Raw genomic sequence first — 24,094 nt, 5'->3', positions numbered from 1 at the left:
GAAGGGCCCAAGCTTGAGGGGCATCACGCAGTGGCATTTGCTGGTCAGAGCAGCTGATGTCAGGGATAGAGGACCTGTTTAGGCCGGGAAACTTGCCTGAGCAAAGCCACTGTCCTTCCAGGAAACTGGCTATCGTGTCTTTCAGGATAAGAGGCGATGTTGTCCATACCAAAATGCCCGGGCAAGGCGACAGCCAATGCCGAAGACTCACTACCAATAAAATGCGCAGGCACTGCCTGCTCGCCTTGCCCTCCCCATTTTGGGAGTTTCACGTGAAAACACCGCCGGTCATTTCCAGCGGTGCTAAAGCTGTTTGCATAACAGGAAGGCTCACGCTGCCGCCTTCTCCTTAAACATGTGAAGCCGGTCCGTATCTTCCCACTGCAATCTATAGCCAAGCTGCTCAATGAACACCTTCGCAGGGTGGGTCTTGATCGGGTTGAACGTCCACTGGCTAAAGCCCTTGCGCTGAATATCTTCCTCCGTGCGCTCAAGCAGATACTTCGCCAAACCATAGCGGCGAAAATCCGGATGCACATACACGTTGAAGATATGGGCACTGTCGTTCTGAAGCCCCCAATAGCAATAGCCTTTAATGTCATCTGCCATTTCAGCGGCAAAGGTGCGTAGCAAAGCCTCTTCCATCCGCTTGCGCTGCACAGCCTCACACGTCTTCCACCGCTCAAAATTCTGCGGTTCCAACTCCGCCATATAATGAGCCTCAAGCTCCAGTAAAGCCGGAAGATCCTTCGCTTCAGACACCCTGATTATGGGAACAACCATCTGCCAACCCTCTTATGTCACCATTGTAACTTTGCCTGTATCAAGGTCATACACCCCGCCAACCACCTTCAACGTCCCCGCCTTGAAGTGCTTGTCTAAAATGGGTGATGCCTGCTGCAAAGCCGTCACGCCCCACTGCACATTGGCTTTGATGGCATTGACAAGAACATCCCCCTTCTCACCCTGTGCCTGTTGCACAGGAGGTCGAAGAAGTTCAACAAGCGTCTGAATATGACCGGGAAACTGGTTGCCACTTTGCGTCGAAGAAATCGCCGCCTTAACAGCACCGCACTTCTCGTGCCCCAACACCATAATGAGCTGCGTACCCAGCACATCAACACAAAACTCAAGGCTCGCCAGCCCTTCCGGCGTCACAACATTGCCAGCAATACGAACCACAAAAAGATCCCCACGCCCGGTATCAAACGCCAGCTCCGGCGCCACACGGGAATCCGCACAGCCAAGGATCGCCGCAAACGGGTTTTGCCCAACAGCCAGTGCAGCACGGGTACTCTGGAAATCAGCAGGAGTGATATCACCCTCAACATAGCGTTTGTTACCATCCATCAAACGCTTAAGAGCAGCCTCACCACCAATCTCATTCTTAGGAATAGGCGGCTCCTGCGCACTGACAGACGAAACAGCACCAACACCACCCGTTGCCAGAGCAGCACCAAACACACCAGCCGTTTTCAAAAACTTGCGGCGCGCTGGTGATCCAACCAAACCCGCTTTGTCATTACACATCCAACACATAGGCTTCTCCTGGCCAAACAACAAAAGTTGCAGCCAGCCTAAAAGCCCATTCTGGACATTCTGTTGTTGAATTGGATGAAACAGCCCTAAACAAAAAGAACTCGCAATCGCGCCTAAATTTCTCTTTCCAGCCGCGGACCAATTTCTCTGAATTCGTTATTAAGATAAAAACTCAGCGTCGTTTTCCAGGCCGGCTGATGCGGCGCTCCCACTTCCAAATACGGCCAGTCCATCTCCTGCCCCTTCAACACCGCCTGCTGCAGCAGTATCTTACCAACCCCGGCACACCGGCCAGACGGCACAACGTAAAACTCAACAATTTCACCAAACCGGCCACCAGCATAAATGGCCTTCTTTTCCGCCAGTGTAATGAGTCCGAGAAGCTCCCCCTGAGACCGCGCCAGATAAGCCCAATAGCGAGAGCCACCATCCGACAGAATATCCTCAGCCGTCATTTTGAACTGCCCAACATCAAGCTCATCTTCCGGCCAAAGTTCGTTTTCCATCGCAAAGACGAGTTCACCCAAACGATGCGCATCCGCTTCTCTGGCAGGTTCCACTGTAATCTCATCGAATATCACGGACCCATCTCCCTGATCTCAAGTCGCAATGACCAGCCTACCAATTTTTAGAGCGTCGACCCATTCTCAAAACTGGGAGAATTTAGCCGTATAACTCTAATACTGTGAGGCTGCCTGATTATTCCCCTCAACAATGATGAAGCTATACTCGAATGGGTATTCCGACCAATGATAGTAAGGCGCAGCTTCCTTATGGATTTCACTGTTAGGGATCGGCTTGCCTTTAAGCTGCTGATAAAGGGCAGACATGTTCTCAGGGACAGCCTTGGAGTGCCCTTTCCAAAGGATAGCAACCGGATAGGCGTAGTTGATATCGATACCGGAATACTCCGGAATGGTTACTGCCCAACCCGGTTTCAGGTCGCCAATGTTACCCGCAATGCTGTGAGACGTGGTCAGAACACTTCGCACACCATACTGCGCCAGCGTATCAACAATTGCCTGAGAAGGAAGCGCGTGCGCACTTGGCTTCTTAAAACTGCCAAAGGCAAAGTTGAAGGGAATGAGCACAACGATCAGCACTGCCAGCACACTAGCCGTGCCAAGAATGATCTTGGCCTGACGTATTGAGACCTCAGCAAACAGCCACAGCGAAGCAACCAGCGGAGCAAGAAACAGGATTGGTTGAAGCCACCGGTCTTTCACATTGGTCGCACCACTTGCAACAACAGACACAGCAACAATAACCAGCCCAAAGATAACGACAAGCGTGAGAAGCTTGCGAATGGTCTCATTCACATATTGGTCGTGCTGCTCAGCATCCTTCCAATAAAAGCTCGTCGCCCATGCGCAAAAGAACAGGACCACGGCCACAATGACAAACTGCAAAGCTGCATTTATCAGAGAGATAAACCCGGTCAGAAAATGCCGTTCAACCTTTTCGATTCCGAACTTATGGACACGCGCGTAGATGAGGTCCTGGTTCTCAAACATCCAGAAAGCAGGAGGAAGCAAAAGCACGATAGCAACAGCAGCAGAACCAAGAATGTATTTTGAACGTAGAAACTTGCGACCGTCCTCAATGCAAAAACCTGCTGCGATCAAAGCAGCGAGCAAAAACATATAGTTGTATTTGGAAAGCGCACCTGCTGCGATCACAACACCAAACACAACAGCGCGCCACCAACTTGGCTTTTCGATGCAGGTCAGGAAGACATAAACCGTCCACGCAGAACACGCGAACATCAAAACTGAATGGCTCAACGCCCGCTGCGCCTCCCAGGAGATCTGCGGCAGAAAGATAAGTGAGTCCGTCCCGATAGCAGCCAACGTCGGATCAGAGGCCTTCCGCGCTGTGAGCCAAACACCTAGATAGCCAAGAAACAACAAGGTGTTTTTAAGAAGAGCAGTTGCAAAGAGCCCTTCTCCAAACACCCAGAAGAAAGCGATCGTCAGCCAAGTATAAAGTGGTGGCTGCGGGCCATATCCAAGCTGAAAACTCTGAGCTGCAATAATCTGCTCCGCTTCATCCAGGCCCAATACGGGAGACGCAAAATAACGAATAATGGTCTGGACGATGAAGTATCCAGCAAGAAGCCAGACAAAGTGTTTCGCGATGAACGTAGCCCAGTTATCCGAGACTATGGCGCGTTGAAGTTTGGGAAGGAAACCTTGATCTTGCAGCATCTGCACCATGCGCAGCTATCGACGCTTTTGCGCCTTGTTTTCGTTCCCTCCACCATAGCAATTACAACTAAGCATTGGCTTTCAGCTTTAATTAAAACCAGAGGCCAATAAAAAAGCCCTCGCAAGCATAACCTGCGAAGGCTCTGAATTTATAAGAGATGCCGCCCTTTAGTGACGGAAGTGGCGCATTCCAGTAACGACCATTGCCAAGCCAGCTTCATCAGCGGCTTTGATCACTTCATCATCACGCATGGAACCACCTGGCTGAATTACAGCAGTGGCACCAGCCTCAGCAGCAGAAAGCAAACCATCAGCGAACGGGAAGAACGCATCAGAAGCAACCACACAACCTTTAGTCAACGGCTCAGCAAGGCCGGCGGCCTCAGCGGCATCCTCAGCTTTGCGTGCTGCAATGCGAGCGCTGTCAACACGGCTCATTTGCCCTGCTCCGATGCCAACAGTCGCACCATCTTTGACGTAAACAATCGCATTGGATTTCACATGCTTGCCAACACGGAAGGCCATTTTCAGATCAGCCAGTTCCTGATCAGACGGAGCACGCTTTGTCACCACCTTCAGATCCAGATCATCAACAACACCGCTGTCGCGATCCTGAACCAGCAAGCCACCAGAAACAGTCTTCACAAACAGGCCCTTGGCGCGTGGATCAGAAAGACCATTAGTCAGAAGCAAACGCAGGTTCTTTTTCTTCGCAACCAGCTCAATCGCTTCTTCTGTCGCATCAGGAGCGATGATTACCTCAGTGAAGATCTTGGTAATCTCAGAAGCAGCATCCGCATCCAGAGTACCGTTGAGCGCAACAATGCCACCAAACGCAGAAACCGGATCACAAGCCAGCGCTTTCTCGTAGGCTTCCTTCAGCGTAGGCGCCTCTGCAACACCACATGGGTTCGCATGTTTGATGATAGCAACTGCTGCCGTACGAGCCGGATCAAACTCGGAAACAAGCTCAAACGCTGCATCTGTATCATTGATGTTGTTGTAAGAGAGCTGCTTACCCTGTACTTGACGAGCCGTCGCCACACCTGGGCGCTTCTCACCCGTCACGTAAAAGCCAGCTGCCTGATGAGGGTTCTCACCATAGCGCATCACTTCATTCAGCGTACCACCAATCGCGCGATAATCCGGAGCTGCCTCATCAATCTGCTCTGCCATCCAGTTGGAAACAGCAGCATCATAAGCAGCGGTACGAGCAAAAGCCTTCTGCGCCAGCTTCTTACGAAGAGCAATCGGAGACTGACCGTTATGCGTATCCAGCGCCACAACCACAGCAGCATAATCAGCTGGGTCAACAACAGTGGTTACATAGGCATGGTTTTTGGCAGCAGCGCGTGTCATCGCCGGACCACCAATGTCGATATTCTCGACACCGTTTGCGTAGTCAGCACCAGAAGTCACGGTGTCTTCAAATGGGTAAAGGTTCACACAAAGCAGGTCGATACCGATGATACCATGCTCATCCATCGCAGCAACATGCTCAGCATCATCACGAATGCTCAGCAATCCGCCATGCACCATAGGATGAAGCGTCTTAACACGGCCATCCATGATTTCAGGAAAACCAGTAACCTCGGAAATATCTTTAACTGGGAGGCCAGCCTCAGCAATCGTTTTGCGAGTTCCGCCTGTTGAGATCAGCTCAACTCCACGTTCGGAAAGCGCTTTCGCAAACTCAACAAGACCGGTTTTATCGGAGACAGAAAGAAGCGCACGCTTAACCGATACGATTTCAGGTATCGGAACGCCTTTGGAGACAACGGCCATGGGTAAAAGCCTACTCTCTTAGAGAAAATGGAAGGGTTTTGACGCCCGCCAAATAACACTTATTCACAGCTGTGGGAACCCATTTTATGGGGATTGAGAGCGGTTTGACGGGTAACCTTTAGGAGCAGTTTATATCCCCTAAAGGGCAAAGGCACAAATGACGTTAGGTCTTCCGCCGCGCCTTGGCAGAAGCTGTCTTTCTCAACATCCAGGTCACGCTCAACGCTTCTTTCACACCAACCGTAAGAACGATCTGCTGTGTCTGTCGATGACCGAATACGTCTGACAGATAAATTGATTCCTCAATGGAGAACTCAATCCCATCCGCAGAAAACTCCCAAGCTTCACCATCCGCACACCGCAAAACAGCAGCATCACCCAATGGCAACATGGTGCAACTCACTTGTGGATGTAGATGAAAACGGATCGTGACAATCTCTTCCTCTGCCTTGTCAGATGCTGGCTTGAACTGATCAATCCCATCCAGAACGGTTCCATCACGCGACAACGTCAGATCACGTTCATGAACAATACCATAGCGCTCTACATAACCGTCATGACTTGCAATCACACGGTCAGAAAGATCGGTATCCTGTCGCTCCGCTTCAACGTCTTTGGGACCAGACAGGACTGGGTTACCCAGCATCTTATCAAAACGGGAAGACGTCAGAAAACGACAAGAAGATGTATCGCCAATTCCTGCTGTCGAATGCGCAGCAGTTGAACGAGCCACCATCTTCCAGGCAACTTGCTCTCGTGTAGAAACGCCACAGTTCACAACAATACGGTTGCGCTTTGAGGAGAACTCAAAGGAGAGACAACCAGCATGCGTACTGCTGGAGAAGCGCGTTGGCGGCGGTGCTCCCACATCGATCATCACAAGGCTATCACCACCAGTAAGACGCTGATAGCCGGAATGCGGTGCACTAACAGGCGGTGTTCCACGTGCATCATCATAAGCAAGGATGGTCGCGACCACATCACCCGGAGTAGAAGCCATGCCATTGAAGTGAGCAAAGGATCCATCACCATGACGGAAGAAGCGGATCATCGGCATCATGCGGTCAATGGATTCCATCATGACTGGAGACACCGTTTGTCCCTGCATCACGAGCGCCTGGCGGATTGGAAGCAGATCAACAAGGATCTCAATAATCGCACCGGGATGTCGGGAGATATGACCACCATCCGGCAGGATTTGACGCTTCAACTCCTGATCAAGGCGTTTCAGAGCTTGTTTGACGTGACGCCCCTGCCCATCCATGGAAACCGTTGCACAAGCATTCGCCATGGCAACTGTCAGACGCGGCAAGCCATCCGGCGCTTTGTTCATAGTCCGGCGTAGATAACGCACCTGTCGGTACAGCGACCGCATGAAGGCACGATAGAAATCCGCTTCACATCCAGTCAGCAGTAAGGGAGATTGAGCCATCCAGCTCAGCACACGGCGCGCAACAACTTCCTGCTTCCAGCCGCCATCATGCCAGCGACCGCAGGATCTGATCCAGTCCTCAACCAAAGCACGGGCATTTTGCTGTGCCATGTTGGTCTCAGCAGCACGCAAATGGCGAAGCCATGAAAACCCATGCAGCGCTTTTGACCATTGGAGATTCGGCGGCTCAACATCAAACGGAGATTGCCCGCCCACCTCAACCAGATGCCCAGCAAACAGGAACCGGCCTGCATAAATGTCAGCGGCGTTTGTTGCATCTGCAGTGCGCAGATCCTGAGGAGCGATAAGCAGACGCGATGGCGCACTTCCAAACGAGAACACGCGGAACATAGATCCCCCTCGCGCCCAGTTCAGACTGTTTTGAGCCATGTTTTGTGTCAAAAGACTAAGGATTCTAAGTCTTTCAGACACCGTTGCGCCCGTCATACCCCTTCAGCACTCCATTGGAGCGTATCCCCGAAAAGCAGTTTCGGTTTCAGATAAGGATACGCACAAAAACAAAGATTTAGAGCGTGAGCAAGAAAGCGATTTGCAACAACACGCTCTAAACAAACTTAACAAATGGTTTGCGCCCAAGCTCTTTAAATCTCGTTAACCATGCCCACTTTGCGCAAATCCTTGGTGACATTCCACCAGCTCTTTTTAAGAGAGACGCAAACGAGCTGCGAAAAAGCCATCCAAACCGCCAGATGTTTTACCTGAGGATGGGTTCTGGCCTGGCATCGCACGGAAGTCGCCTTGAGAATTAATCGCCTCAGCAACGCCGCCCAGCTCATCAGCTGTTACAGGCACACGCTGCACCTCAGGATGCTCCAGCAACAAGCGCTGAACTTGCAATTCACCCTCTTCCTGTTCCAGCGAACAGGTGCAGTAAACAAGAGTTCCACCCGGCTTCAGCCAACCCAGTGCTTTTTCAAGCAATTCGTACTGTAGGTCAGCAAGCTTGAGCACATCATCTTCACGCTTCAGCCATGCCACATCTGGGTGACGGCGAATGGTACCGGTTGCAGAGCAAGGTGCATCCAGCAGAATTGCGTCAAACAGATCAACCGGCACAAATTCACGAAGATCAGAAACTTCAGTCTCAGCTTCCAAACCAACGCGCTTCAGATTCTGTGTCAGGCGCTGCAAACGACGGGCTGAGATATCGACAGCTGTCACATCAGCACCAGCAGCAGCAAGCTGCATGGTCTTACCACCGGGGGCGGCACACAAATCTGCAACCACTTTGCCTTTGATATCACCCAGCAAGCGGGCTGGAACAGCAGCTGCAGCATCCTGAACCCACCATTTGCCATCTTCAAAGCCTTCCAGCTTTTCAATCGGCCCGTCTGGCTGCAAGCGTACGGAATAACCCAGCTGAACTTCACCACCCAGCTTTTCCGCCCAATCATCACGATCTGCTGGTACGCTCAGGTCCAGATACGGCTCCTGCATATGCGCAGCGGACATCGCACGCGCAGCTTCTTCGCCATAAACTTCACACCAGCGCGCAAACATCCAATCAGGAGCATTCAGCTTCGCAGTATCTTGCTCAGCAATAATCGCTGCACCTTCACGTGTTGCACGGCGCAGAACGGCATTGACGAGGTTTTTATACGGCTTAGCACGTGCATCACGGCCTGCGAGCGTCACAGCCAGAGAAACCGCGGCGTGATCCGGCACGGACATAAAGAACAACTGCGCCATGGCAACATGGAGAATGTCCAGAACGCGACCGGTTTTCTCAGGAATAGGACGGTCAAGGAAGCGATCAACCACATCCTGAATCTGACCACGGCGACGCAGCGCGGTGCCAATAATTGCACGAACAAGCGCCCGATCATTCGGCTCAAGGCGTTTATAGCCCGGATGACCATTGTTCAGGTCAAGCTCACCATCCAGTGGCATGCGCTTGCTCAAAACTTTACCAATCAGATCGGTGGCAGCCTTACGAGCTGCGTAGCCGGGATCTTTAAAGGTGCCCTCTACGCTCTCCGTTTCGGAAGCTCTGTCATTGTCTCTTGGAGTCTTCGGTGCTCCAGAACGCTTTCTCCCCTTGAACTTGGAGTTTCTGTCCTGAGAGGATGTATTCTTACGCTCTGCGCTCATCGTTGATCCATGTATTCCAGAATGTGTCGCCAGACCTTCGGCGCCATCTATTCTTTTAAAGATGCATTCTTGTGTGAAGAGCCTCACTCAGAGGCCAACCGGTTTCATCAGGTTCCACTAGAGTTTCGGCGGATTACTGCCAGTTGTAACCAAAGGAGAACTGTCAAATCCTGCTCGGCTAACCACAGAACCTTTAATATTGCAAAGACAATTTGGGAAGCGCGAATAGTTATTCAGGTAAACACGGTACAATCAACAAAGCAAATGCGAGAGACGGTTCGCATTCGCAGATTTCCCTTGCTTTTAGCCCCATGGCCCTTTGGGCTTCCGAGGTTCATCACGACTAGGTTGGTCATGACCACCACGCTGCCCTGTTTGGCGGGATGCTCCCCATGGGCCACTTGGGCGAAGTGTTTCACGCCGCGGCTGAGCTTGTGACGTCTCGCGCACGTTAAAATGACCACCACCGCCAGAACTACGTGTTTCAGTAAAGCCAGCTTCAGAAGCCATCTGACGAAGCGCCGCAATCCGGTTATCTGTGTTCGGATGTGTCGAGAACAGGTTGTCCATGTTCTGACCGGAAAGCGGATTGATGATGAACATATGCGCCGTTGCAGGGTTATGTTCTGCATCTTCATTCACAACCCGTGCCGCGCCACCAGCAATCTTATGCAAAGCGGAAGCAAGCCAAAGCGGGTTACCACAAATCTGCGCACCCATACGGTCGGCTGCATATTCACGTGTTCTGGAAATCGCCATCTGAACCAAAGCCGCCGCCATTGGTGCAAGGATCATCATCAGGATAGACCCAATCAGACCAAGCGGATTGTTGCGGTTTCCGCCAAAGAAAAGCGCAAAGTTCGCCAGCATGGAGATCGCACCAGCGATCGTCGCAGTAATCGTCATGATCAGCGTGTCACGGTTTTTCACGTGGGCCAACTCGTGCGCCATCACGCCCGCAACTTCTTCTTTGGAAAGAGAGTTCAAAAGACCAGTCGTCGCTGCAACTGCTGCATTCTCAGGGTTTCGGCCTGTCGCAAACGCATTGGGCTGCGGGTTGTTGATCACATAAACCTTCGGCATCGGCAGCTCAGCACGCGCCGCCATAGTACGAACCATACCATAAAGCTCCGGGGCCTGTCGTTCATCCACTTCCTGCGCATGGTGCATGGCCAAAACCATGCGATCCGAATTCCAATAGGAGAAGATGTTCATACCACCGGCGATCAATAGAGCAATCAGCATGCCGGTTTGGCCGCCAAGCATGAAGCCAATACCCATAAACAAAGCGGTCATCGCCGCAAGCAGCATACCGGTCCGTACATAGTTCATGGTTTCAATGCTCCAATCTGTTCTCTTAGTTCGCCAATTCCGTCGGTCATCCACCAATGAACGCAGTGCCCATTGCAAAATACAGGCTCACGCGCCTATATCTAAGCCTACGCGATCATTGTGAAACTACCACTACCAGCTTAAGTGGTAGCTCCAAATGGCAAACGCAAGCTTACAACAGCGATAAGCAGCATCAGCCAACCGGGATTGAAATGGAAAAAGACAACAAATCAGCCGTCGAAAACTTTAAAACACAAGAAGTCGATACGACGGAGCAGATTGAAGAAGCGTCGAAAAAACGCCGGTTTGAAGAACTGCCCCCTGCCGCCCAACGCGCTTTAAAAGAAGCCGAAGAGCGCCGCGCAGAGATCGATGCTGCCCAAAAAGAAATGCCGAAAGAGCTCAATGGTCGCGGTGGTCTAGACCCTGCCCGCTACAGCGACTGGGAAGTCAAAGGCATTACCAGCGATTTTTAGAGCGCAATCGTCAATAATGGTTCCGGCTTTCAGATAAGTACACGCACGGAACCAGCTCTCTAGAAGATCTTAAACCATCGGACGACCGCAAACAGTCCCACACCGATAAAGATCAGAATCCCGCTAACAATACTAAACGCAACCGGATCATGGCTTCCCGGAATGCCGCCCACATTAACGCCGAGTAATCCAGTTACAAAGCTAAGCGGCAGAAACACAACGGCAATTGCCGCCATCATCAGCATATAGCGGTTGGTGTTCTCTGATCGTTTAAACATGATCTGGTCGTGAACTATTTCTGCGCGTTCACGGATAGCATCCATCTCCTCGGCAATTCGAAGGGCTCGGTCACCCGCTTCACGAACGCGGCGTTTGTTGATCCGATTGACCCATTCAAACTTCTCAATTTCAAAATTCCTCAAGATATCCAGATGCGCCAACATGCTGCGTCTAACAATGGTTGCCAACCGACGAACCTGCGCGAGTTCGCTTTCCCAAGGATGATCTCCTGTCTCCAGCACCACATCTTCAAGATGATCGATCCTGTCCTGAAGCACCTCAACCATTTCTTCAGCACGTTCCGCAATCGCCAGCACCAATCGAGCCCAGAATTCTGCCGTACTTTCCGGTGGCACACGGGCCTTGAACCCCTCAACCAAACTTTGAAAAACATCCAGTGGATCGTGCCAGATGCAGATCATCCGCTTAGCATCCACCCAGATCTGGGCACATTCCATGTCGCCGCTTTCCTGTTTCGGCAACTCATTGAAAACGTTGATGGCAATAAACGCCCCTTTTGTACGCACATGGCAATGCGGACGTACCTCTCGGGCCAGAAGACCATCAATATCGTTGTGTTCCAGCCCAATTTCTTCAAGAAACTCGCGGTTCTGAGCGGCAACCCGCTGCAAATAAGCCCAATAAAATTCGTCGGGCTCCAGCTCATAGTCACGTAACTGTTCTAACGTGAGTCTGCGCATGCCTTTTGACTTGGAAAAAACAATGACAAATGAGGAATCCAAATGAATATGGCTCGCCTCAATGTTTTCTGTGGTTTGTGCCATTTCGACAAATCCCGGCCCAAGTTCGATCCTAACTCAGCACACACATCAAAACCCACATTTCTAAAAATCAGATGACAAACCCCAGAAGAAACACCTATTCAGCTTAGCGCACAGTAAATTGGTTAACAGCCAATTTACCAAAAAACACTAGAGTTTTGGTGTTCCGAGCATTTGTTGTAAATCATTCCTGCGAGAATTCTTGTGTCCACGACAGAAATTGAGAAAAAATCTAGCGGAGGAAATCCGTTTCAGCGGCTGAATCAGCAGCTCGCTGGAATCGAACCGGGTCTTGATCCAATTGTCATGACAATCGGTGAACCGCGTCATGAACCTCCAAGCTACGTCATTGAAGTACTTGAAGAAAATCAGAACGGTTTCCGCAAGTATCCTGCAATTCGTGGTACAGATGAATTCCGTGCAGCTGTTGGCAAATGGGTTAAAAACCGTTTTCAACTCTCTGATGCCTTCGATCCGGACAAAAGCGTTATTCCGCTCAACGGCTCTCGCGAAGGACTTGTCTTTGGCTGTGTTTGCGCTCGCGACTATCTGAAGAAAGACGGCAAACCGGCTGTTATTTTGCCGAACCCGTTTTACCAATCCTATGGTGCAGGTGCTCATATTGCGGGTGCTGACGAAATTCTTTTGCCAGAACCAGCAGACGGAATTTTGCCTGATCTGGATGCTATCGATCCAGCTTTGCTCGACCGCACCGTCGCATTCTATTTCGCGTCCCCCGCCAACCCACAAGGCACCGTTGCGCCTATGGAATATTGGCAAAAGCTCATCAAACTGGCACGCAAACACAACTTTCTGCTCTTCGCTGATGAGTGCTATTCTGAGATCTATCGCGACACGCCTCCAACAGGCATTTTGGAGGCTGCAGAAGCTCTTGATGGCACGCTGAAAAATGTCGTGACATTCAACTCACTGTCCAAGCGCTCTAATCTCCCCGGCGCACGCTGTGGCTTTGCTGCCGGAGATCCGGAGTTCATTCAGTTCTTCGCCGATTTCCGCAATGTTGCAGCGCCTCAGGTTCCAATGCCTGTGCAGGCGCTCGCCGTTCGTGCGTTTGGAGATGAAGGACACGTGCTCGAAAACCGCCGCCTCTATAACGAAAAGTACGATGCCGCGGAGGAAATGCTATCTCCTCTATTTGGCTCAGTACGCAAAGATGGCGGCTTTTTCCTCTGGCTGGATGTTTCTCGCTGGGGTTCTGGAACACAGGTCGCTGAAAAGCTCTGGCGCGAAGTGGGCGTGAAGTCCCTCCCAGGAGCTTACATCGCCTCTGATATGCCGGATGGTTCCAACCCCGGTGACAAATATATTCGCCTCGCCCTCGTTGAATCTTTGGAAGTCAGCAAGGAAGCTTTCCGAAGAATTTTGGACTCTCTGGAGTAATTGAATGCGTCAGGCTGCTGCAATGCAACGACCAAAAGCAAACTCTGTTTCACTGGCTGATACAGAGAGCCCGATCAAGCGCTTTATCAAAAGCAACATAATCGTCATTGGTGGCGCGGTGATCCTCGTCATCGGTCTCTGTGTGGCGGCAGCCCTCGCAACATGGTCAACGGACGACCCAAGCTTGAATCACGCAACCAATGCGGAGATTCATAACGCTCTGGGCCAAACAGGAGCCATTGTTGCAGACGTTCTGATGCAGACAATCGGGCTGGCAACAGCTGTATTTCTGGTGCCCATCTTCCTCTGGGGGTGGCGCCTGTCTCTCAAATACACATCCGGAGTCACCCGCAAACGCTTCCTGACATGGCTTGTCGGAACCGTGCTATTTGCAGGTGGTTTAGCGGCGATTCCAATTCCATCAAGCTGGCCACTGCCAACAGGACTTGGCGGTTTCCTTGGCGATTGGATCTTCTCAGTTCCAACCGCAATCCTGCCAGAGCTCTCAACCGGCATGAGAACCCTGACTGGTGCTGTCGGTCTTGGTCTGCCTTCGATTGTGCTATTAGCTTACGCTGCTGGTCTCGTCGGCAAAGACCCAACCCCGGCAGAGTTCACCGAAGACGAAGCCGTTGAAGATGAATACACTCCTCACGAAGCGTTGCCGTTCACGGAAGATTCTGAGGAAGACTATGACGGCGAAAACAACCGCTACTATGCAATCATTGGCGCGCTAAGCCACTGGAAGCTCATGGCAACCAGCGCGATCCAGCGCACGGTCTTCAAGCGTAAGCTGGTCACTGAGCAAAATTGGCAGGAAGAAGATTATGCAGCAGCTCCGCATGATCCAAACCAGCCTCAGCAACCAGAATACTACGAAGAAGAACAGCACGACCAACAGGCAGATCAGCAGTGGGACGAGCACGTAGCTGATGAAGACGAGCCCGCTGAAAAAGACAGCCTAGTCTCTCGTTTAAGACGCAAAGTAGCATCCAAACTCATGCCTGTCGAAGACGATGGCCTCAGCGATTATTATCAGCAGGAAGATCAGGCTGAGCGGTCAGATGTGCAGTTTGACCCGCAACACGACAACACCCAACATTATGCCGCACCAAACGAGCACTATCCTGAAGAACAGTGGGAGCCCGTTCCCGCAGGCGAACCCGTTTATGATGAACAGGGATATGAGCTCGCACCAGAAGAATACCATGAGGGCGAAGACCTTAATCTCGGCCCTCAGCCACATGCACCAATCGGCATTGCAAGCCCTGATGAACAAGAACCGCAAATGCAGGCGGCGCCTCAACAACAGCCACCACGCCCTGCTCCAGGACGCTCTGTACCGCGCCCGTTTGCTCAGGAAAAGAGATCTACTGCAATTATCAAACAGCCACCGTTTGAGTTACCAAGCATTGAGCTTCTCGCTGAGCCTCAAGCCGACGGCAAACAGCGTCTGAGTAAAGACGCGCTTGAGCAAAATGCCCGTATTCTGGAAGGTGTACTGGGTGACTTTGGCGTCCGCGGCGAAATCATCGCAGTTCGTCCGGGGCCTGTTGTAACCCTTTACGAACTGGAGCCGGCACCGGGTATCAAGTCCTCACGCGTCATCGGTCTGGCAGACGACATCGCCCGCTCCATGAGCGCGATCTCTGCACGCGTGGCCGTTATTCCGGGCAAAAACGCCATCGGTATCGAATTGCCAAACGCTAAGCGCGAAACCGTATACCTTCGCGAACTTCTTGATTCTGAGGACTTTGACGCGTCCAAAGCCAAGCTGGCTATGGCACTCGGCAAAACCATTAATGGTGAAGCCGTCATCGCCGACCTTGCCCGCATGCCTCACTTGCTCGTCGCAGGTACCACCGGCTCCGGTAAGTCCGTTTCCGTAAACACCATGATCCTCTCCTTGCTCTACAGGCTCACCCCAGAGCAGTGTAAGATGATCATGATCGATCCAAAGATGCTGGAACTGTCCATTTATGACGGCATCCCGCACCTTCTCACCCCTGTTGTGACCGATCCGAATAAAGCTGTTGTCGCTTTGAAATGGACCGTTCGTGAGATGGAAGATCGCTACAAGAAAATGTCCAAGATGGGCGTGCGCAATATCGACGGGTACAACACCCGCATTGAGCAAGCCATGAAGAAGGGCGAAAGCTTCACCCGAACCGTTCAGACCGGTTTTGACAAAAACACTGGCGAGCCAATCTTCGAAGAAGAAGAACTGCCAATGGAGAAGATGCCGTACATCGTCGTGGTCGTTGATGAGATGGCTGATCTCATGATGGTGGCCGGTAAGGACATTGAAGGCGCAATCCAACGTCTGGCACAGATGGCCCGTGCAGCTGGTATCCACCTGATCATGGCAACCCAGCGTCCATCAGTGGACGTCATCACCGGCACTATTAAAGCCAACTTCCCAACCCGTATTTCGTTCCAGGTGACGTCTAAGATCGACAGTCGCACAATCCTTGGCGAAATGGGCGCAGAACAGCTGCTTGGCATGGGTGACATGCTTTACATGGCAGCAGGCGGTAGAACACAACGTGTTCACGGTCCATTCGTCGCTGATGATGAAGTGGAAGACATCGTTTCACACCTCAAAGAGCAAGGCACACCAACTTATCTCTCTGACGTGACTGAAGACGCCGAGTCTGAAGGCGGTTACGATGCCCTGACGCAAGGCTCCGGCAACGCAACCAACGACCTGTTCGATCAGGCCGTCGCAATCGTCGCCAGAGACCGCAAAGCATCGACCTCCTACATTCAGCGCCGCCTCTCAATCGGTTACAACCGTGCAGCTTCTCTTATTGAGCGCATGGAGCAGGAAGGCATGATCAGCCCAGCGAACCATGCCGGTAAGCGTGAAATCCTGCTTCCAGAAAACGGCGAACAGTTCTGATACCTCTCTTACAGCAGTCTGCCTACAGCCAATCACGAGGAGACTGCTGTAAAACACTCCCGAAAAGTTGATCAGTCATTTCGGAGATCTCTAGGCGAATTTATGGAATTTGAGGCATATGCCCCATCTTCGCCTTATGGTAACGATAGCCTATCAGAATGAGGGTTCACAAATAACCGCAAGCTGGATTTAGAGAAGAGTTAATCAACTCGCTTTACGGTTGTTCTACGAGTTTTGACAGCGGAGTTATATTTATGATTGCATCTCAGGCGATCTCTTTTGGTAGGATTTGCAAAAGCCTCGCAATTGCAGCAGCGCTTTTTATTGGTTCTGTCCCACTAACTGCGGAACACTCCGCCGCTCAAACAGCCCAGCAAGCGCAGCCAGTCGCGCTGACCAACGTGCAAGCCATTGACGCCGTTAGCAAGTATTTCAATTCCGTCCGCAATATGCACGGCAAGTTCGTGCAGTTTGGCCCAACCGGCGGACGTGTAGAAGGGCAGTTCTTCATCAGCCGTCCGGGCAAAGTCCGCTTCTACTACAACAAGCCTTCTACACTCGACATCATTGCTGACGGCAGCATGGTTTCAGTGAAGGACCGTAAGTTGCAGACACAGGACATCTGGCCGCTTTCACAGACACCTCTGCGCTTCCTGCTGGCTGATAAAATCGACCTTAAGACAGACGCCAATGTAACCAACGTGGTTGTTGAGCCAGATCTCATCACAATCGCGATCGACGACAAAACCCGTTTCACATCTGGCCGCCTGACGCTGATTTTCGACGCAAGAAACTACAAGCTCAAGCAATGGACCGTACGCGACGCACAGGGATACGACACTTCTGTTGCTATCTATGACGTGACTGAAAACGGCGCCACTAACCCGGATTTGTTCAAGATCGATTACATCGCGAACTCCCGTCAAAGACGCGGTAACAACTAAAGCTTTGCTACAAAAACTGATGTATGAAGAGGAGTGCTTCGGCGCTCCTTTTTTATTAGCTTGAGAATTTGAATGCAGTTTATCCCTGTTTCGCCTGACCTCCCGAACCTTCCTCTTGCCCCACGCTTGCTTGCGGAGTTGTGTCAGGAGAAAGGCATCAAACTCGCCCTCGACAGCGAATTCTTCTATTTCGGTTACATAGAAGCAGGCAGCGGCATGCGTTTCCCCATCAAGGGCGGAGCCTTCGCACTTAACAGTTATGCCGCTGGAGAAGCCGCACGAGACAAGGACTTTTGCGGTCGCCTCTTGCAGGATGCCGGTCTACCAACCCCTGACTTCAAGCTCATTCATTCAGACAAAGCCATCAGGCAACTCAGCACCGCCAACCCACATGTCGCCAAAAGCCTGAACACGCTCACAGAAGCAGGCGACATCGCCCAGTCACTCGGCTATCCGGTTTTCATCAAACCCAATGAAGGTACCCAAGGCGTCGGTGTTCAAAAAATCTCCGAGGAGGCGGAACTCAACGCCCACCTGACAAACGCTTTACGATCCAACGACCGCATGCTGGTTCAGGAAGCTGTTTCAGGCCGTGACTATCGTGTGATTGTGCTTGATGGAACCATTCTGGCAATCATAGAACGGCGCCCTCTCTCCCTCATCGGAAACGGCTCCCACCCTATCGCAGAACTCTTGGCTAAGAAGATCAAAACCCTCACCACCAGAAGCGGTGGCTACAAGGTTGAAAGTGAAGACCCGCGCATCCTCAAAGCCATTCAGGAAGCAGGCTACAATCTGGCAACCGTCCTCCATAACGGAGAACTCCTACAGCTCCTCTCCAACGCCAACCTCTCAACCGGTGGTGAAGCGGTCGACGTCACCGACCTCGCGTCGCAAGGCTTCAAAGATCTGGCAGTAGAAGCAGCACGTGTATGCGGCTTGCGCTATGCAGGCGTCGACATCCTTTGCGATGACCTCAGCAAAGACAACGCACCAGCAAACGTCTTGGAACTGAACGCAGGCCCCGGCCTCACCAACTTCTGGCAGGCTTCCCCAAACCATCATCATCGCATTCGAGCGGTCTATCGGGGGGTTTTAGAGGCCATGCTGGAAAGCGCTTAACAGCAACCCAAAAGCAAAATGGCGGGAAATTCCCGCCACTTCCAACATCAATCAAAGACGTGTCTTACCAAGCACCAAGCTTGGTCTCTGGCGTGTACTTCTCACCATCAACATGTTTGACCACAGCCTGACCACAAATGGTAAGGCCCTGAGTTGCGTCATAAGTCATGGTTGGAGAGCCCTGCAGTTCCCAACCTTTGTTGAGCGCTTCAGTGACGCGGTGACAAAACTTTGCAGAATCCGGTTCGGTAATGAGGCGGTAAAGGCGCATGTTTATTCCTTTAAATTCTTCTGGTGTGGGCGGGAACCTACCAGCCACACCTATCTGATACCAGAGGTTAAAACGTGCACAGAGTTCAAATTTACGCGTTCACGTGCCGCTTGATAGCCTCAGCAATCGCAACCGTTTTGCGGCCAATATCTGCATGCAGACGCTCAACCATTTTGCCATCAACCTGCACGGCGCCTTTGCTCTGGTTTTCTGGCAGCTCAAACTCGGCAATCATCTTCTTCGCCCACTCAACATCCGCCTTACTCGGCGCAAAGGCAGTGTTGCAAGGCCCAAGCTGCTTCGGATGGATCAACGTTTTGCCATCCAGCCCCATCTCTGCCCCCTGCTTACATTCTTCTGCAAAGCCCTCAAGGTCAGAGAAGTTGTTATAAACGCCATCCAGAATATCCGCGCCACCAACACGCGCTATCGCCAGGAGGGTCATCAGCCAAGGCATCAAAACAGCACGTCCCGGTAGGATCTTTGCACCACTCTCCTTGCTCAGATCATTGGTGCCGATGATGAACACGTCCAGACGGTTATGTGGGTCCTTGGCAGCCTCAGCAATCTCGGAGGCATTGAGGATCGCACCCGGGGTCTCAAGCATCGCCCAGATGCGAACACTATCAGCACCCTGCTCAGTCAGATAATCCGCAACAGGCTGAATATCAGCAAGGCTCTCCACCTTCGGCAAAAGCACAGCATCCGGTTTGGCAGCAACAGCTGCTCTCAGGTCTTCCTGGCCCCAGAGGGTCTTCATCCCATTGATACGAATAACAAGCTCACGATGCCCGTAACCGCCACCAGCGACAGCCTCACACACTTGGGTGCGCGCCATCTCTTTGGCATCAGGCGCAACAGCGTCTTCAAGGTCCAGCAGCAGCACATCCACATCCAGCCCTTTGGCCTTTTCCAGTACCCGTGCGTTTGAGCCCGGCATGTAAAGCGCACTGCGACGCGGTCTGATACTGTGAACTTGCTCTGAGCTAGACATGACACTTCCTGTTGCGTTGCAAAATCAGGCTGAGTTTAGAGGCCTCAACCCGCCTTCACTACTCACCATTCGTGCTATTTACGAGTTTTGAACCGTCAAACACTAGGTCTTTGGCCGCAATAATAGCACCGATGAAAAACAAGCCAGCCTTAGGAATTAGGCATCCCACAAAATTCCAAGCCCTATGAGACTTTCACACCTTGATTTTAAGGGATTTTTGGGGTCACTCTATAACGCAAAATCAAACGAAGGAACGGGAAGAGGTATAATGGCTGATCTTTCTTTTAGAGCCTTAAAACCCGGTGACGCGCCAGACTTGGCCCCTCTCATTGCAGAGAATGCGCAAGCTCTTAAGCGCGGTGCTCCACGTCGCCCGGACGAAGTCTTTTCCGAGCGCCTGCTCGAAGACAAGTCCATCGAAATCATTGGTGCATTCGAAGGTGAGACACTGGTTGGCTTTGCTGCTTTCTTTGACATTCCAGACCTGATCTCTGGCCTGCGCATTGGCCAGTTGGATGATATCTACGTCGTACAGAACCATCGCCAAACCGGCATCGGTCGCACTCTCGTGGAAGAAATCTCCAGGATCGGCAAGGAACGTGATTGGCTTCATGTCCGCTGGCTGGTGCCAAACAAAAATAAGGTCGACAACAGCCTCTTTGAAAATCTGGCAGAACCAGACGACAAAGACAGCTTCATCGTCCCGATTGACCGTCTGGCTCTCGCATAAACCAAAAGCGGCTCTTACGAGCCGCTTTCTTTTATGATCAACTGAGGCACAGGCCCCAGATCAAAGAACGCAATACGAGCACGCCCATTCTCAATGGTCACTGGGATCTTGAGCGTCGGCACACCATTTACCGCACTTCCCTGCCCAATACTCATCGCAGTCTTTTGCAGCGTTTCAAGCATCTTGGAGCCTTGTGGGAACAGTGGCCGCAACACATCCTCCAACTGATGAATACCAGTGATCACCAGCGGCAGCGTTCCATTCAAACGCCCCTGACGGTCAATCACCAGATCACCACCCGTATTGACGGAAAACTCACCGCTTTTCAGCTGCAAGCTGGAGAGGTTGACCTTTAATTCTTCATCAACCATCAAATCAGCAATATTGCGAACTTTGCCGTCCAGAAGCTTCGAGCCCTCCGGCAACTGAATAACAAGGCTGATATCCAACGGCACATCATCAGACACTTTACCCGCTGTCAGGCCATTGACCTGCACAGCCAGATCAAGCGCGTCCTCATTGCCTTCAACGCGGCGCATATGCGCTTCTGTCCGCTCAGCATTCAACTCAACGGACTGCTCGCCAATGGTGTAAGTCAGCTTCGGCTCTTTAAAGACAGCGTCAATTTTGGCAGGCTTACTGTTTTCAGCCACCACGCTCGCCTGAGCAGTTTTCCAATGCGCTGAGTATGCAGGTCCCTGTTGACCAAAGTTCGCCTCGGCAGGACCGGTCGCCTCAAAGATCACATGGGTCGGGTTATAAGCCAGCGCTACACCACGTAACTCATTGATAAAATACCACTCTCCGTTCTTATCCATGCGGAACGGGGTACAGGTCAGTTCAAATCGGAACGGGTAACCACCAAGTTGCTGGTCACCACATTTAAGACCTCCGCCGTCTGCTTCCGCAACCTTTACACCATTGCGTAAAACATCAGAAACAATACCGCGCCCAACTGCCCAATAGGCGGACCACCCGCCAATGATCAAGGCGACAAGGATCGCCAAAACGAAATACGCAGACTTTCTTGGAGGCCGGGATACTTTTGGTTCAGTCATCTACTCTCCGTTACCCTCACACAGTGCTGTGAGTTGCATGCTGATTACGAGCCTGATAGGCGTGTCATTCAAAGAATTCTACGAGAAAATAGTTATGCGAGATTTATGGATATTTGGCTACGGCTCACTAATTTGGCGCCCTGGCTTTACTTTCGAGCAAGCAGTCCCCGCAATCTTGCATGGCGTTCATAGAACTCTTTGTGTGTATTCATGGGTTCATCGTGGGACTCAAGACAACCCTGGACTGGTATTTGGGCTGGATAAAGGCGGTGCTTGCATCGGCATGGCATTCAGGGTCTCACCAGAAAACTGGCAGCACACACTTGGGTACCTCCGCGAACGTGAACAGCAAACCATGGTGTATCTGGAAACACACCGCCGTGTCCGTTTGCTGGACGAGGAAGGCACCAAAGTTCGTGCAGTCACATTCGTTGCAGACCAGAAACACGAGCAATATGCAGGTGCGTTACCGCTAAAAGACCAATTGCAGATTGTAAAGGGGGCTGTGGGTCAGTCTGGCGCAAATCCGGAGTATGTACTCAACACTCACGCGCATATGAAGGAAATGGGTATTAAAGACCAGAACGTAGAATGGCTGGCACGACAACTCTCGATATAACTTCAGGTTTCGACTACTCGTCTTCCTGCTTGATATAAGAAAAGATCCCCGTACACAGATCATTGTGAGCGCGATCCCTCTCCGCGCTGTCTTCTGCCAGAAGATGTACGTATGCACCCTGCGAAGGTTTCAGCGCAGGCATTGGGGTCTTTTCATTCGACATACCCAAAAACCCGAGCCAGACAACGGCTTCGCTCTTCTTGTCTGTGATCAGAACAAGGTTCTCCGCATAGTCAGAAACTTCTTCCGGAGAGATCCGGGTAAAGAGGTAACGATGCCCGGATGCACCAGACCAGTATTTGAACTGGCTACCAGCACCTAGCTCCTCTGACACACGTGGAGACCTGCCACTTGGCAAGCGATCATCAAACAATGAGTACTGCAACGCACTCTCCTGATTTCTCCTGCTATTTCCCATAGTACTTTATAGAACAAACTGCGAACATGTTACAAGTTAAGCCAGAGCATTGTCAAAAAAAGAAGCCGCCTTTAAGGCAAAGGCGACCTTCTTCCTTTGAAACATCTGATTTCCACGCAAAATCTTTATTTTTTCTTATATTCTGCCTGCAGTACACGAGCTTCTTTGATGATAATGTTATCCGGCGTATCTTTTTCCGCTTCATCAAGCAAACGTTCAGAGGCAGTCTCGATCCGCTCCTGCAAAAGCTTGAAGAATTCCTCCGGTGGCAAGCCCGGCTGAATAGGCTCAAGGATCTCTGCTTTGATCGTGCCAGGGAAACGGAAGAACCGGCGACGCGGCCAATAAACACCTGAGTTAAGAGCAATCGGAACAATAGGGCAGTTCAGCGTTTTATAAAGGTGCACGATACCATATTTGTATTGTGGCTCAGCACCAGCTGGACGGCGTGTTCCTTCTGGGTAAATGATGATATTGCGGTTTTCCGCAATAGCCTCAGCAGCTCTCTTACCCATGGCAGCAAGGGCCTTGCCCTTTTTACCGCGATCAACAGGGATCTGGCGGAACTTCATCAGATACCATCCGAAGAATGGCACCCAGCGCAACTCACGCTTCAGGATAAACGTTGGCTGACGATAATACTCAGCAAGCGCAAACGTTTCCCATGCAGACTGGTGCTTGGAAACGATGACACAGCCCGTATCTGGCAGGTTTTCGAGGCCTGTGATCTCGGATTTTACACCACCAACCCAACGCAACAAAAACTTCTCTACACGGCACCAGAATGGCAGCAACCACCAGCAATACCGGACAGGAAGAATAAACAAAAACATACACGCGATCATAATGATCAGGGTGCTGATGTAAAAAAGCACGTTAAAAAGAACGGAACGCAGGACGAGCATAGGACCTTCACAACCATTTCCACCCAGCACTATGCCAAGGTGAATTCAGATTTCATCTTACGAAATTAAGAGGAGTGTCTTACAGGGAATACAGCGTCCAGCTCAACTCGCAGCCGAACGAGGATATACTTCACATATTCGCGGAGGAGAAGCTTTGTTATCGAAGAACTTTCATACCAACGCTCTAAATCCAGCTCTTTATGGTAGACAGGGCTTGGGTAAAGCTCAGCATCCGGCAGGCGAACTTGCAATTCGGCCAACGCTCTAGGCATGTGATAGGCACTGGTAACGACCAACAGTGAGCTGAACTGATTTTTTCGCACCCAGTTCGCCGTTTCCTCGGCATTCCCGATGGTATTGAGCGCTTTTCGGTCCAGATCAACGCAGCAATCAAACAACCACATCCGTTTGGAATTAAGCCGCGCAATCTGCTTTGCACTGGTTGATGGGTGAACGCCAGAGATCAAAAGACGCTTCGCGCTTCCCACTTCCAGAAGATCCAGACTTTGCGAAATCCGGTCTCGACCACCAGTCAAAACAACAATGCCATCAGCATGTTTGGGTACAACAGCCTGCACGGCGGGCTGCAAAACTTCCACAAACCACAAGAAGCCAGCTGCAAAAACGACAGAGCAAATCAGAAACAACAAAAAGAAGAAACGGATACTGCACCGGACAAACGACTTCCGGCCAGAGCGTTTATCAACGCTGGCTGGTACCGGCTCTTGCTCACCGGGTGCTTTAAATTTAGCCGCTGTGTCGCGCGTATTCAAAGAATGCTCCATG

At 51.4% G+C, this 24,094-nt stretch carries 22 protein-coding genes; 7 read left to right on the top strand and 15 right to left on the bottom strand.

Features of this window, described 5'->3' with window-relative positions; translation table 11 throughout:
* Nucleotides 1-330: 330 nt before the first annotated feature.
* The 8 genes from PsWM33_RS15425 to htpX all read right to left on the bottom strand — a co-directional run bounded on the left by PsWM33_RS15425 (nt 331) and on the right by htpX (nt 10,407).
* Nucleotides 331-783 (bottom strand): GNAT family N-acetyltransferase, encoded by a 453-nt coding sequence (locus PsWM33_RS15425; protein ID WP_063294569.1) that lies wholly within the window; start codon nt 781-783, stop codon nt 331-333.
* 12 nt (nt 784-795) lie between these two features.
* Nucleotides 796-1,539 (bottom strand): carbonic anhydrase, encoded by a 744-nt coding sequence (locus PsWM33_RS15420; protein ID WP_244276704.1) that lies wholly within the window; start codon nt 1,537-1,539, stop codon nt 796-798.
* A gap of 113 nt (nt 1,540-1,652) precedes the next feature.
* Complete coding sequence (locus PsWM33_RS15415) at nt 1,653-2,120, bottom strand: GNAT family N-acetyltransferase (RefSeq protein ID WP_208994579.1); 468 nt, start codon at nt 2,118-2,120, stop codon at nt 1,653-1,655.
* 96 nt (nt 2,121-2,216) lie between these two features.
* Nucleotides 2,217-3,746, bottom strand: a complete 1,530-nt coding sequence (locus PsWM33_RS15410) for an ArnT family glycosyltransferase (protein WP_063300820.1) — start codon at nt 3,744-3,746, stop codon at nt 2,217-2,219.
* 168 nt (nt 3,747-3,914) lie between these two features.
* Entirely contained in the window at nt 3,915-5,531 is a 1,617-nt protein-coding gene (gene purH / locus PsWM33_RS15405; RefSeq protein WP_063300812.1) for a bifunctional phosphoribosylaminoimidazolecarboxamide formyltransferase/IMP cyclohydrolase, read from the bottom strand.
* Nucleotides 5,532-5,694: 163 nt separating this feature from the next.
* Nucleotides 5,695-7,353: a heparinase II/III family protein gene (locus tag PsWM33_RS15400; RefSeq protein WP_063294572.1), complete on the bottom strand. Its 1,659-nt coding sequence runs from the start codon at nt 7,351-7,353 to the stop codon at nt 5,695-5,697.
* Nucleotides 7,354-7,626: 273 nt separating this feature from the next.
* Nucleotides 7,627-9,075 (bottom strand): 16S rRNA (cytosine(967)-C(5))-methyltransferase RsmB, encoded by a 1,449-nt coding sequence (gene rsmB / locus PsWM33_RS15390; protein ID WP_082827026.1) that lies wholly within the window; start codon nt 9,073-9,075, stop codon nt 7,627-7,629.
* 303 nt (nt 9,076-9,378) lie between these two features.
* The gene (gene htpX / locus PsWM33_RS15385) at nt 9,379-10,407 is read right to left on the bottom strand and encodes a zinc metalloprotease HtpX (RefSeq protein ID WP_063300811.1); all 1,029 of its coding nucleotides are present in this window, start codon (nt 10,405-10,407) and stop codon (nt 9,379-9,381) included.
* Between the two features lie 212 nt (nt 10,408-10,619).
* On the opposite strand from htpX, the gene PsWM33_RS15380 reads away from it, so the two are divergent.
* The gene (locus PsWM33_RS15380; protein WP_063294575.1) at nt 10,620-10,883 is read left to right on the top strand and encodes a DUF1674 domain-containing protein; all 264 of its coding nucleotides are present in this window, start codon (nt 10,620-10,622) and stop codon (nt 10,881-10,883) included.
* A gap of 59 nt (nt 10,884-10,942) precedes the next feature.
* Here PsWM33_RS15380 and PsWM33_RS15375 read toward each other — a convergent pair whose 3' ends face one another.
* Entirely contained in the window at nt 10,943-11,947 is a 1,005-nt protein-coding gene (locus PsWM33_RS15375; RefSeq protein WP_063300810.1) for a CorA family divalent cation transporter, read from the bottom strand.
* 201 nt (nt 11,948-12,148) lie between these two features.
* On the opposite strand from PsWM33_RS15375, the gene PsWM33_RS15370 reads away from it, so the two are divergent.
* From PsWM33_RS15370 to PsWM33_RS15355, 4 genes are all read left to right on the top strand, one after another.
* Nucleotides 12,149-13,345 carry an aminotransferase class I/II-fold pyridoxal phosphate-dependent enzyme gene (locus tag PsWM33_RS15370; protein WP_063300809.1) on the top strand — a complete coding sequence of 399 codons (1,197 nt, stop codon included), beginning with the start codon at nt 12,149-12,151 and terminating at the stop codon, nt 13,343-13,345.
* Nucleotides 13,346-13,349: 4 nt separating this feature from the next.
* Entirely contained in the window at nt 13,350-16,247 is a 2,898-nt protein-coding gene (locus tag PsWM33_RS15365) for a DNA translocase FtsK (protein WP_063300808.1), read from the top strand.
* Nucleotides 16,248-16,501: 254 nt separating this feature from the next.
* Nucleotides 16,502-17,191 carry an outer-membrane lipoprotein carrier protein LolA gene (locus PsWM33_RS15360; protein ID WP_063300807.1) on the top strand — a complete coding sequence of 230 codons (690 nt, stop codon included), beginning with the start codon at nt 16,502-16,504 and terminating at the stop codon, nt 17,189-17,191.
* Between the two features lie 72 nt (nt 17,192-17,263).
* Nucleotides 17,264-18,313, top strand: coding sequence for an ATP-binding protein (locus tag PsWM33_RS15355; protein ID WP_063300806.1), 1,050 nt, complete (start codon nt 17,264-17,266; stop codon nt 18,311-18,313).
* A 64-nt stretch (nt 18,314-18,377) separates the two neighbouring features.
* On the opposite strand, the gene PsWM33_RS15350 is transcribed toward PsWM33_RS15355, so the two are convergent.
* Both PsWM33_RS15350 and PsWM33_RS15345 read right to left on the bottom strand, forming a co-directional pair.
* The gene (locus tag PsWM33_RS15350) at nt 18,378-18,584 is read right to left on the bottom strand and encodes a DUF1737 domain-containing protein (RefSeq protein ID WP_057464660.1); all 207 of its coding nucleotides are present in this window, start codon (nt 18,582-18,584) and stop codon (nt 18,378-18,380) included.
* A 91-nt stretch (nt 18,585-18,675) separates the two neighbouring features.
* Complete coding sequence (locus PsWM33_RS15345) at nt 18,676-19,578, bottom strand: HpcH/HpaI aldolase/citrate lyase family protein (protein WP_063294580.1); 903 nt, start codon at nt 19,576-19,578, stop codon at nt 18,676-18,678.
* Nucleotides 19,579-19,846: 268 nt separating this feature from the next.
* Between PsWM33_RS15345 and PsWM33_RS15340 the strand changes: the two genes are divergently transcribed.
* Nucleotides 19,847-20,308, top strand: a complete 462-nt coding sequence (locus PsWM33_RS15340) for a GNAT family N-acetyltransferase (RefSeq protein WP_063294581.1) — start codon at nt 19,847-19,849, stop codon at nt 20,306-20,308.
* Nucleotides 20,309-20,322: 14 nt separating this feature from the next.
* On the opposite strand, the gene PsWM33_RS15335 is transcribed toward PsWM33_RS15340, so the two are convergent.
* Nucleotides 20,323-21,366, bottom strand: a complete 1,044-nt coding sequence (locus PsWM33_RS15335; RefSeq protein ID WP_063294582.1) for a DUF2125 domain-containing protein — start codon at nt 21,364-21,366, stop codon at nt 20,323-20,325.
* Here PsWM33_RS15335 and PsWM33_RS26835 point away from each other — a divergent pair.
* Complete coding sequence (locus PsWM33_RS26835; RefSeq protein ID WP_342585933.1) at nt 21,290-21,985, top strand: gamma-glutamylcyclotransferase; 696 nt, start codon at nt 21,290-21,292, stop codon at nt 21,983-21,985. The genes PsWM33_RS15335 and PsWM33_RS26835 overlap by 77 nt on opposite strands.
* A 13-nt stretch (nt 21,986-21,998) precedes the next feature.
* Here the strand turns inward: PsWM33_RS26835 and PsWM33_RS15325 are convergent, their stop codons facing one another.
* The 3 genes from PsWM33_RS15325 to PsWM33_RS15315 all read right to left on the bottom strand — a co-directional run bounded on the left by PsWM33_RS15325 (nt 21,999) and on the right by PsWM33_RS15315 (nt 24,081).
* On the bottom strand, nt 21,999-22,370 hold the full coding sequence (locus PsWM33_RS15325) for a hypothetical protein (RefSeq protein WP_208994578.1): 372 nt from the start codon (nt 22,368-22,370) through the stop codon (nt 21,999-22,001).
* A 158-nt stretch (nt 22,371-22,528) separates the two neighbouring features.
* Nucleotides 22,529-23,308 (bottom strand): lysophospholipid acyltransferase family protein, encoded by a 780-nt coding sequence (locus tag PsWM33_RS15320; RefSeq protein WP_063294583.1) that lies wholly within the window; start codon nt 23,306-23,308, stop codon nt 22,529-22,531.
* A gap of 65 nt (nt 23,309-23,373) precedes the next feature.
* Complete coding sequence (locus tag PsWM33_RS15315) at nt 23,374-24,081, bottom strand: YdcF family protein (RefSeq protein ID WP_208991618.1); 708 nt, start codon at nt 24,079-24,081, stop codon at nt 23,374-23,376.
* Nucleotides 24,082-24,094: the final 13 nt, after the last annotated feature.

It is taken from the genome of Pseudovibrio sp. WM33, from assembly GCF_001623165.1.
Classification (GTDB): Bacteria; Pseudomonadota; Alphaproteobacteria; order Rhizobiales; family Stappiaceae; genus Pseudovibrio.
This window is presented reverse-complemented; position numbering and strand designations above follow the sequence as displayed.

Bases quoted from the DNA above. Each gene is read 5' to 3' on its own strand.
- PsWM33_RS15335 (WP_063294582.1), bottom strand. From the start codon at position 21,366: ATGACTGAACCAAAAGTATCCCGGCCTCCAAGAAAGTCTGCGTATTTC.
- PsWM33_RS26835 (WP_342585933.1), top strand. From the start codon at position 21,290: ATGATCAAGGCGACAAGGATCGCCAAAACGAAATACGCAGACTTTCTT.
- PsWM33_RS15410 (WP_063300820.1), bottom strand. From the start codon at position 3,746: ATGCTGCAAGATCAAGGTTTCCTTCCCAAACTTCAACGCGCCATAGTC.
- PsWM33_RS15380 (WP_063294575.1), top strand. From the start codon at position 10,620: ATGGAAAAAGACAACAAATCAGCCGTCGAAAACTTTAAAACACAAGAA.
- PsWM33_RS15360 (WP_063300807.1), top strand. From the start codon at position 16,502: ATGATTGCATCTCAGGCGATCTCTTTTGGTAGGATTTGCAAAAGCCTC.
- PsWM33_RS15365 (WP_063300808.1), top strand. From the start codon at position 13,350: ATGCGTCAGGCTGCTGCAATGCAACGACCAAAAGCAAACTCTGTTTCA.
- PsWM33_RS15340 (WP_063294581.1), top strand. From the start codon at position 19,847: ATGGCTGATCTTTCTTTTAGAGCCTTAAAACCCGGTGACGCGCCAGAC.
- PsWM33_RS15345 (WP_063294580.1), bottom strand. From the start codon at position 19,578: ATGTCTAGCTCAGAGCAAGTTCACAGTATCAGACCGCGTCGCAGTGCG.
- PsWM33_RS15400 (WP_063294572.1), bottom strand. From the start codon at position 7,353: ATGGCTCAAAACAGTCTGAACTGGGCGCGAGGGGGATCTATGTTCCGC.
- PsWM33_RS15320 (WP_063294583.1), bottom strand. From the start codon at position 23,308: ATGCTCGTCCTGCGTTCCGTTCTTTTTAACGTGCTTTTTTACATCAGC.
- PsWM33_RS15355 (WP_063300806.1), top strand. From the start codon at position 17,264: ATGCAGTTTATCCCTGTTTCGCCTGACCTCCCGAACCTTCCTCTTGCC.
- PsWM33_RS15350 (WP_057464660.1), bottom strand. From the start codon at position 18,584: ATGCGCCTTTACCGCCTCATTACCGAACCGGATTCTGCAAAGTTTTGT.
- PsWM33_RS15375 (WP_063300810.1), bottom strand. From the start codon at position 11,947: ATGGCACAAACCACAGAAAACATTGAGGCGAGCCATATTCATTTGGAT.
- PsWM33_RS15420 (WP_244276704.1), bottom strand. From the start codon at position 1,539: ATGTGTTGGATGTGTAATGACAAAGCGGGTTTGGTTGGATCACCAGCG.
- purH (WP_063300812.1), bottom strand. From the start codon at position 5,531: ATGGCCGTTGTCTCCAAAGGCGTTCCGATACCTGAAATCGTATCGGTT.
- PsWM33_RS15425 (WP_063294569.1), bottom strand. From the start codon at position 783: ATGGTTGTTCCCATAATCAGGGTGTCTGAAGCGAAGGATCTTCCGGCT.
- rsmB (WP_082827026.1), bottom strand. From the start codon at position 9,075: ATGAGCGCAGAGCGTAAGAATACATCCTCTCAGGACAGAAACTCCAAG.
- htpX (WP_063300811.1), bottom strand. From the start codon at position 10,407: ATGAACTATGTACGGACCGGTATGCTGCTTGCGGCGATGACCGCTTTG.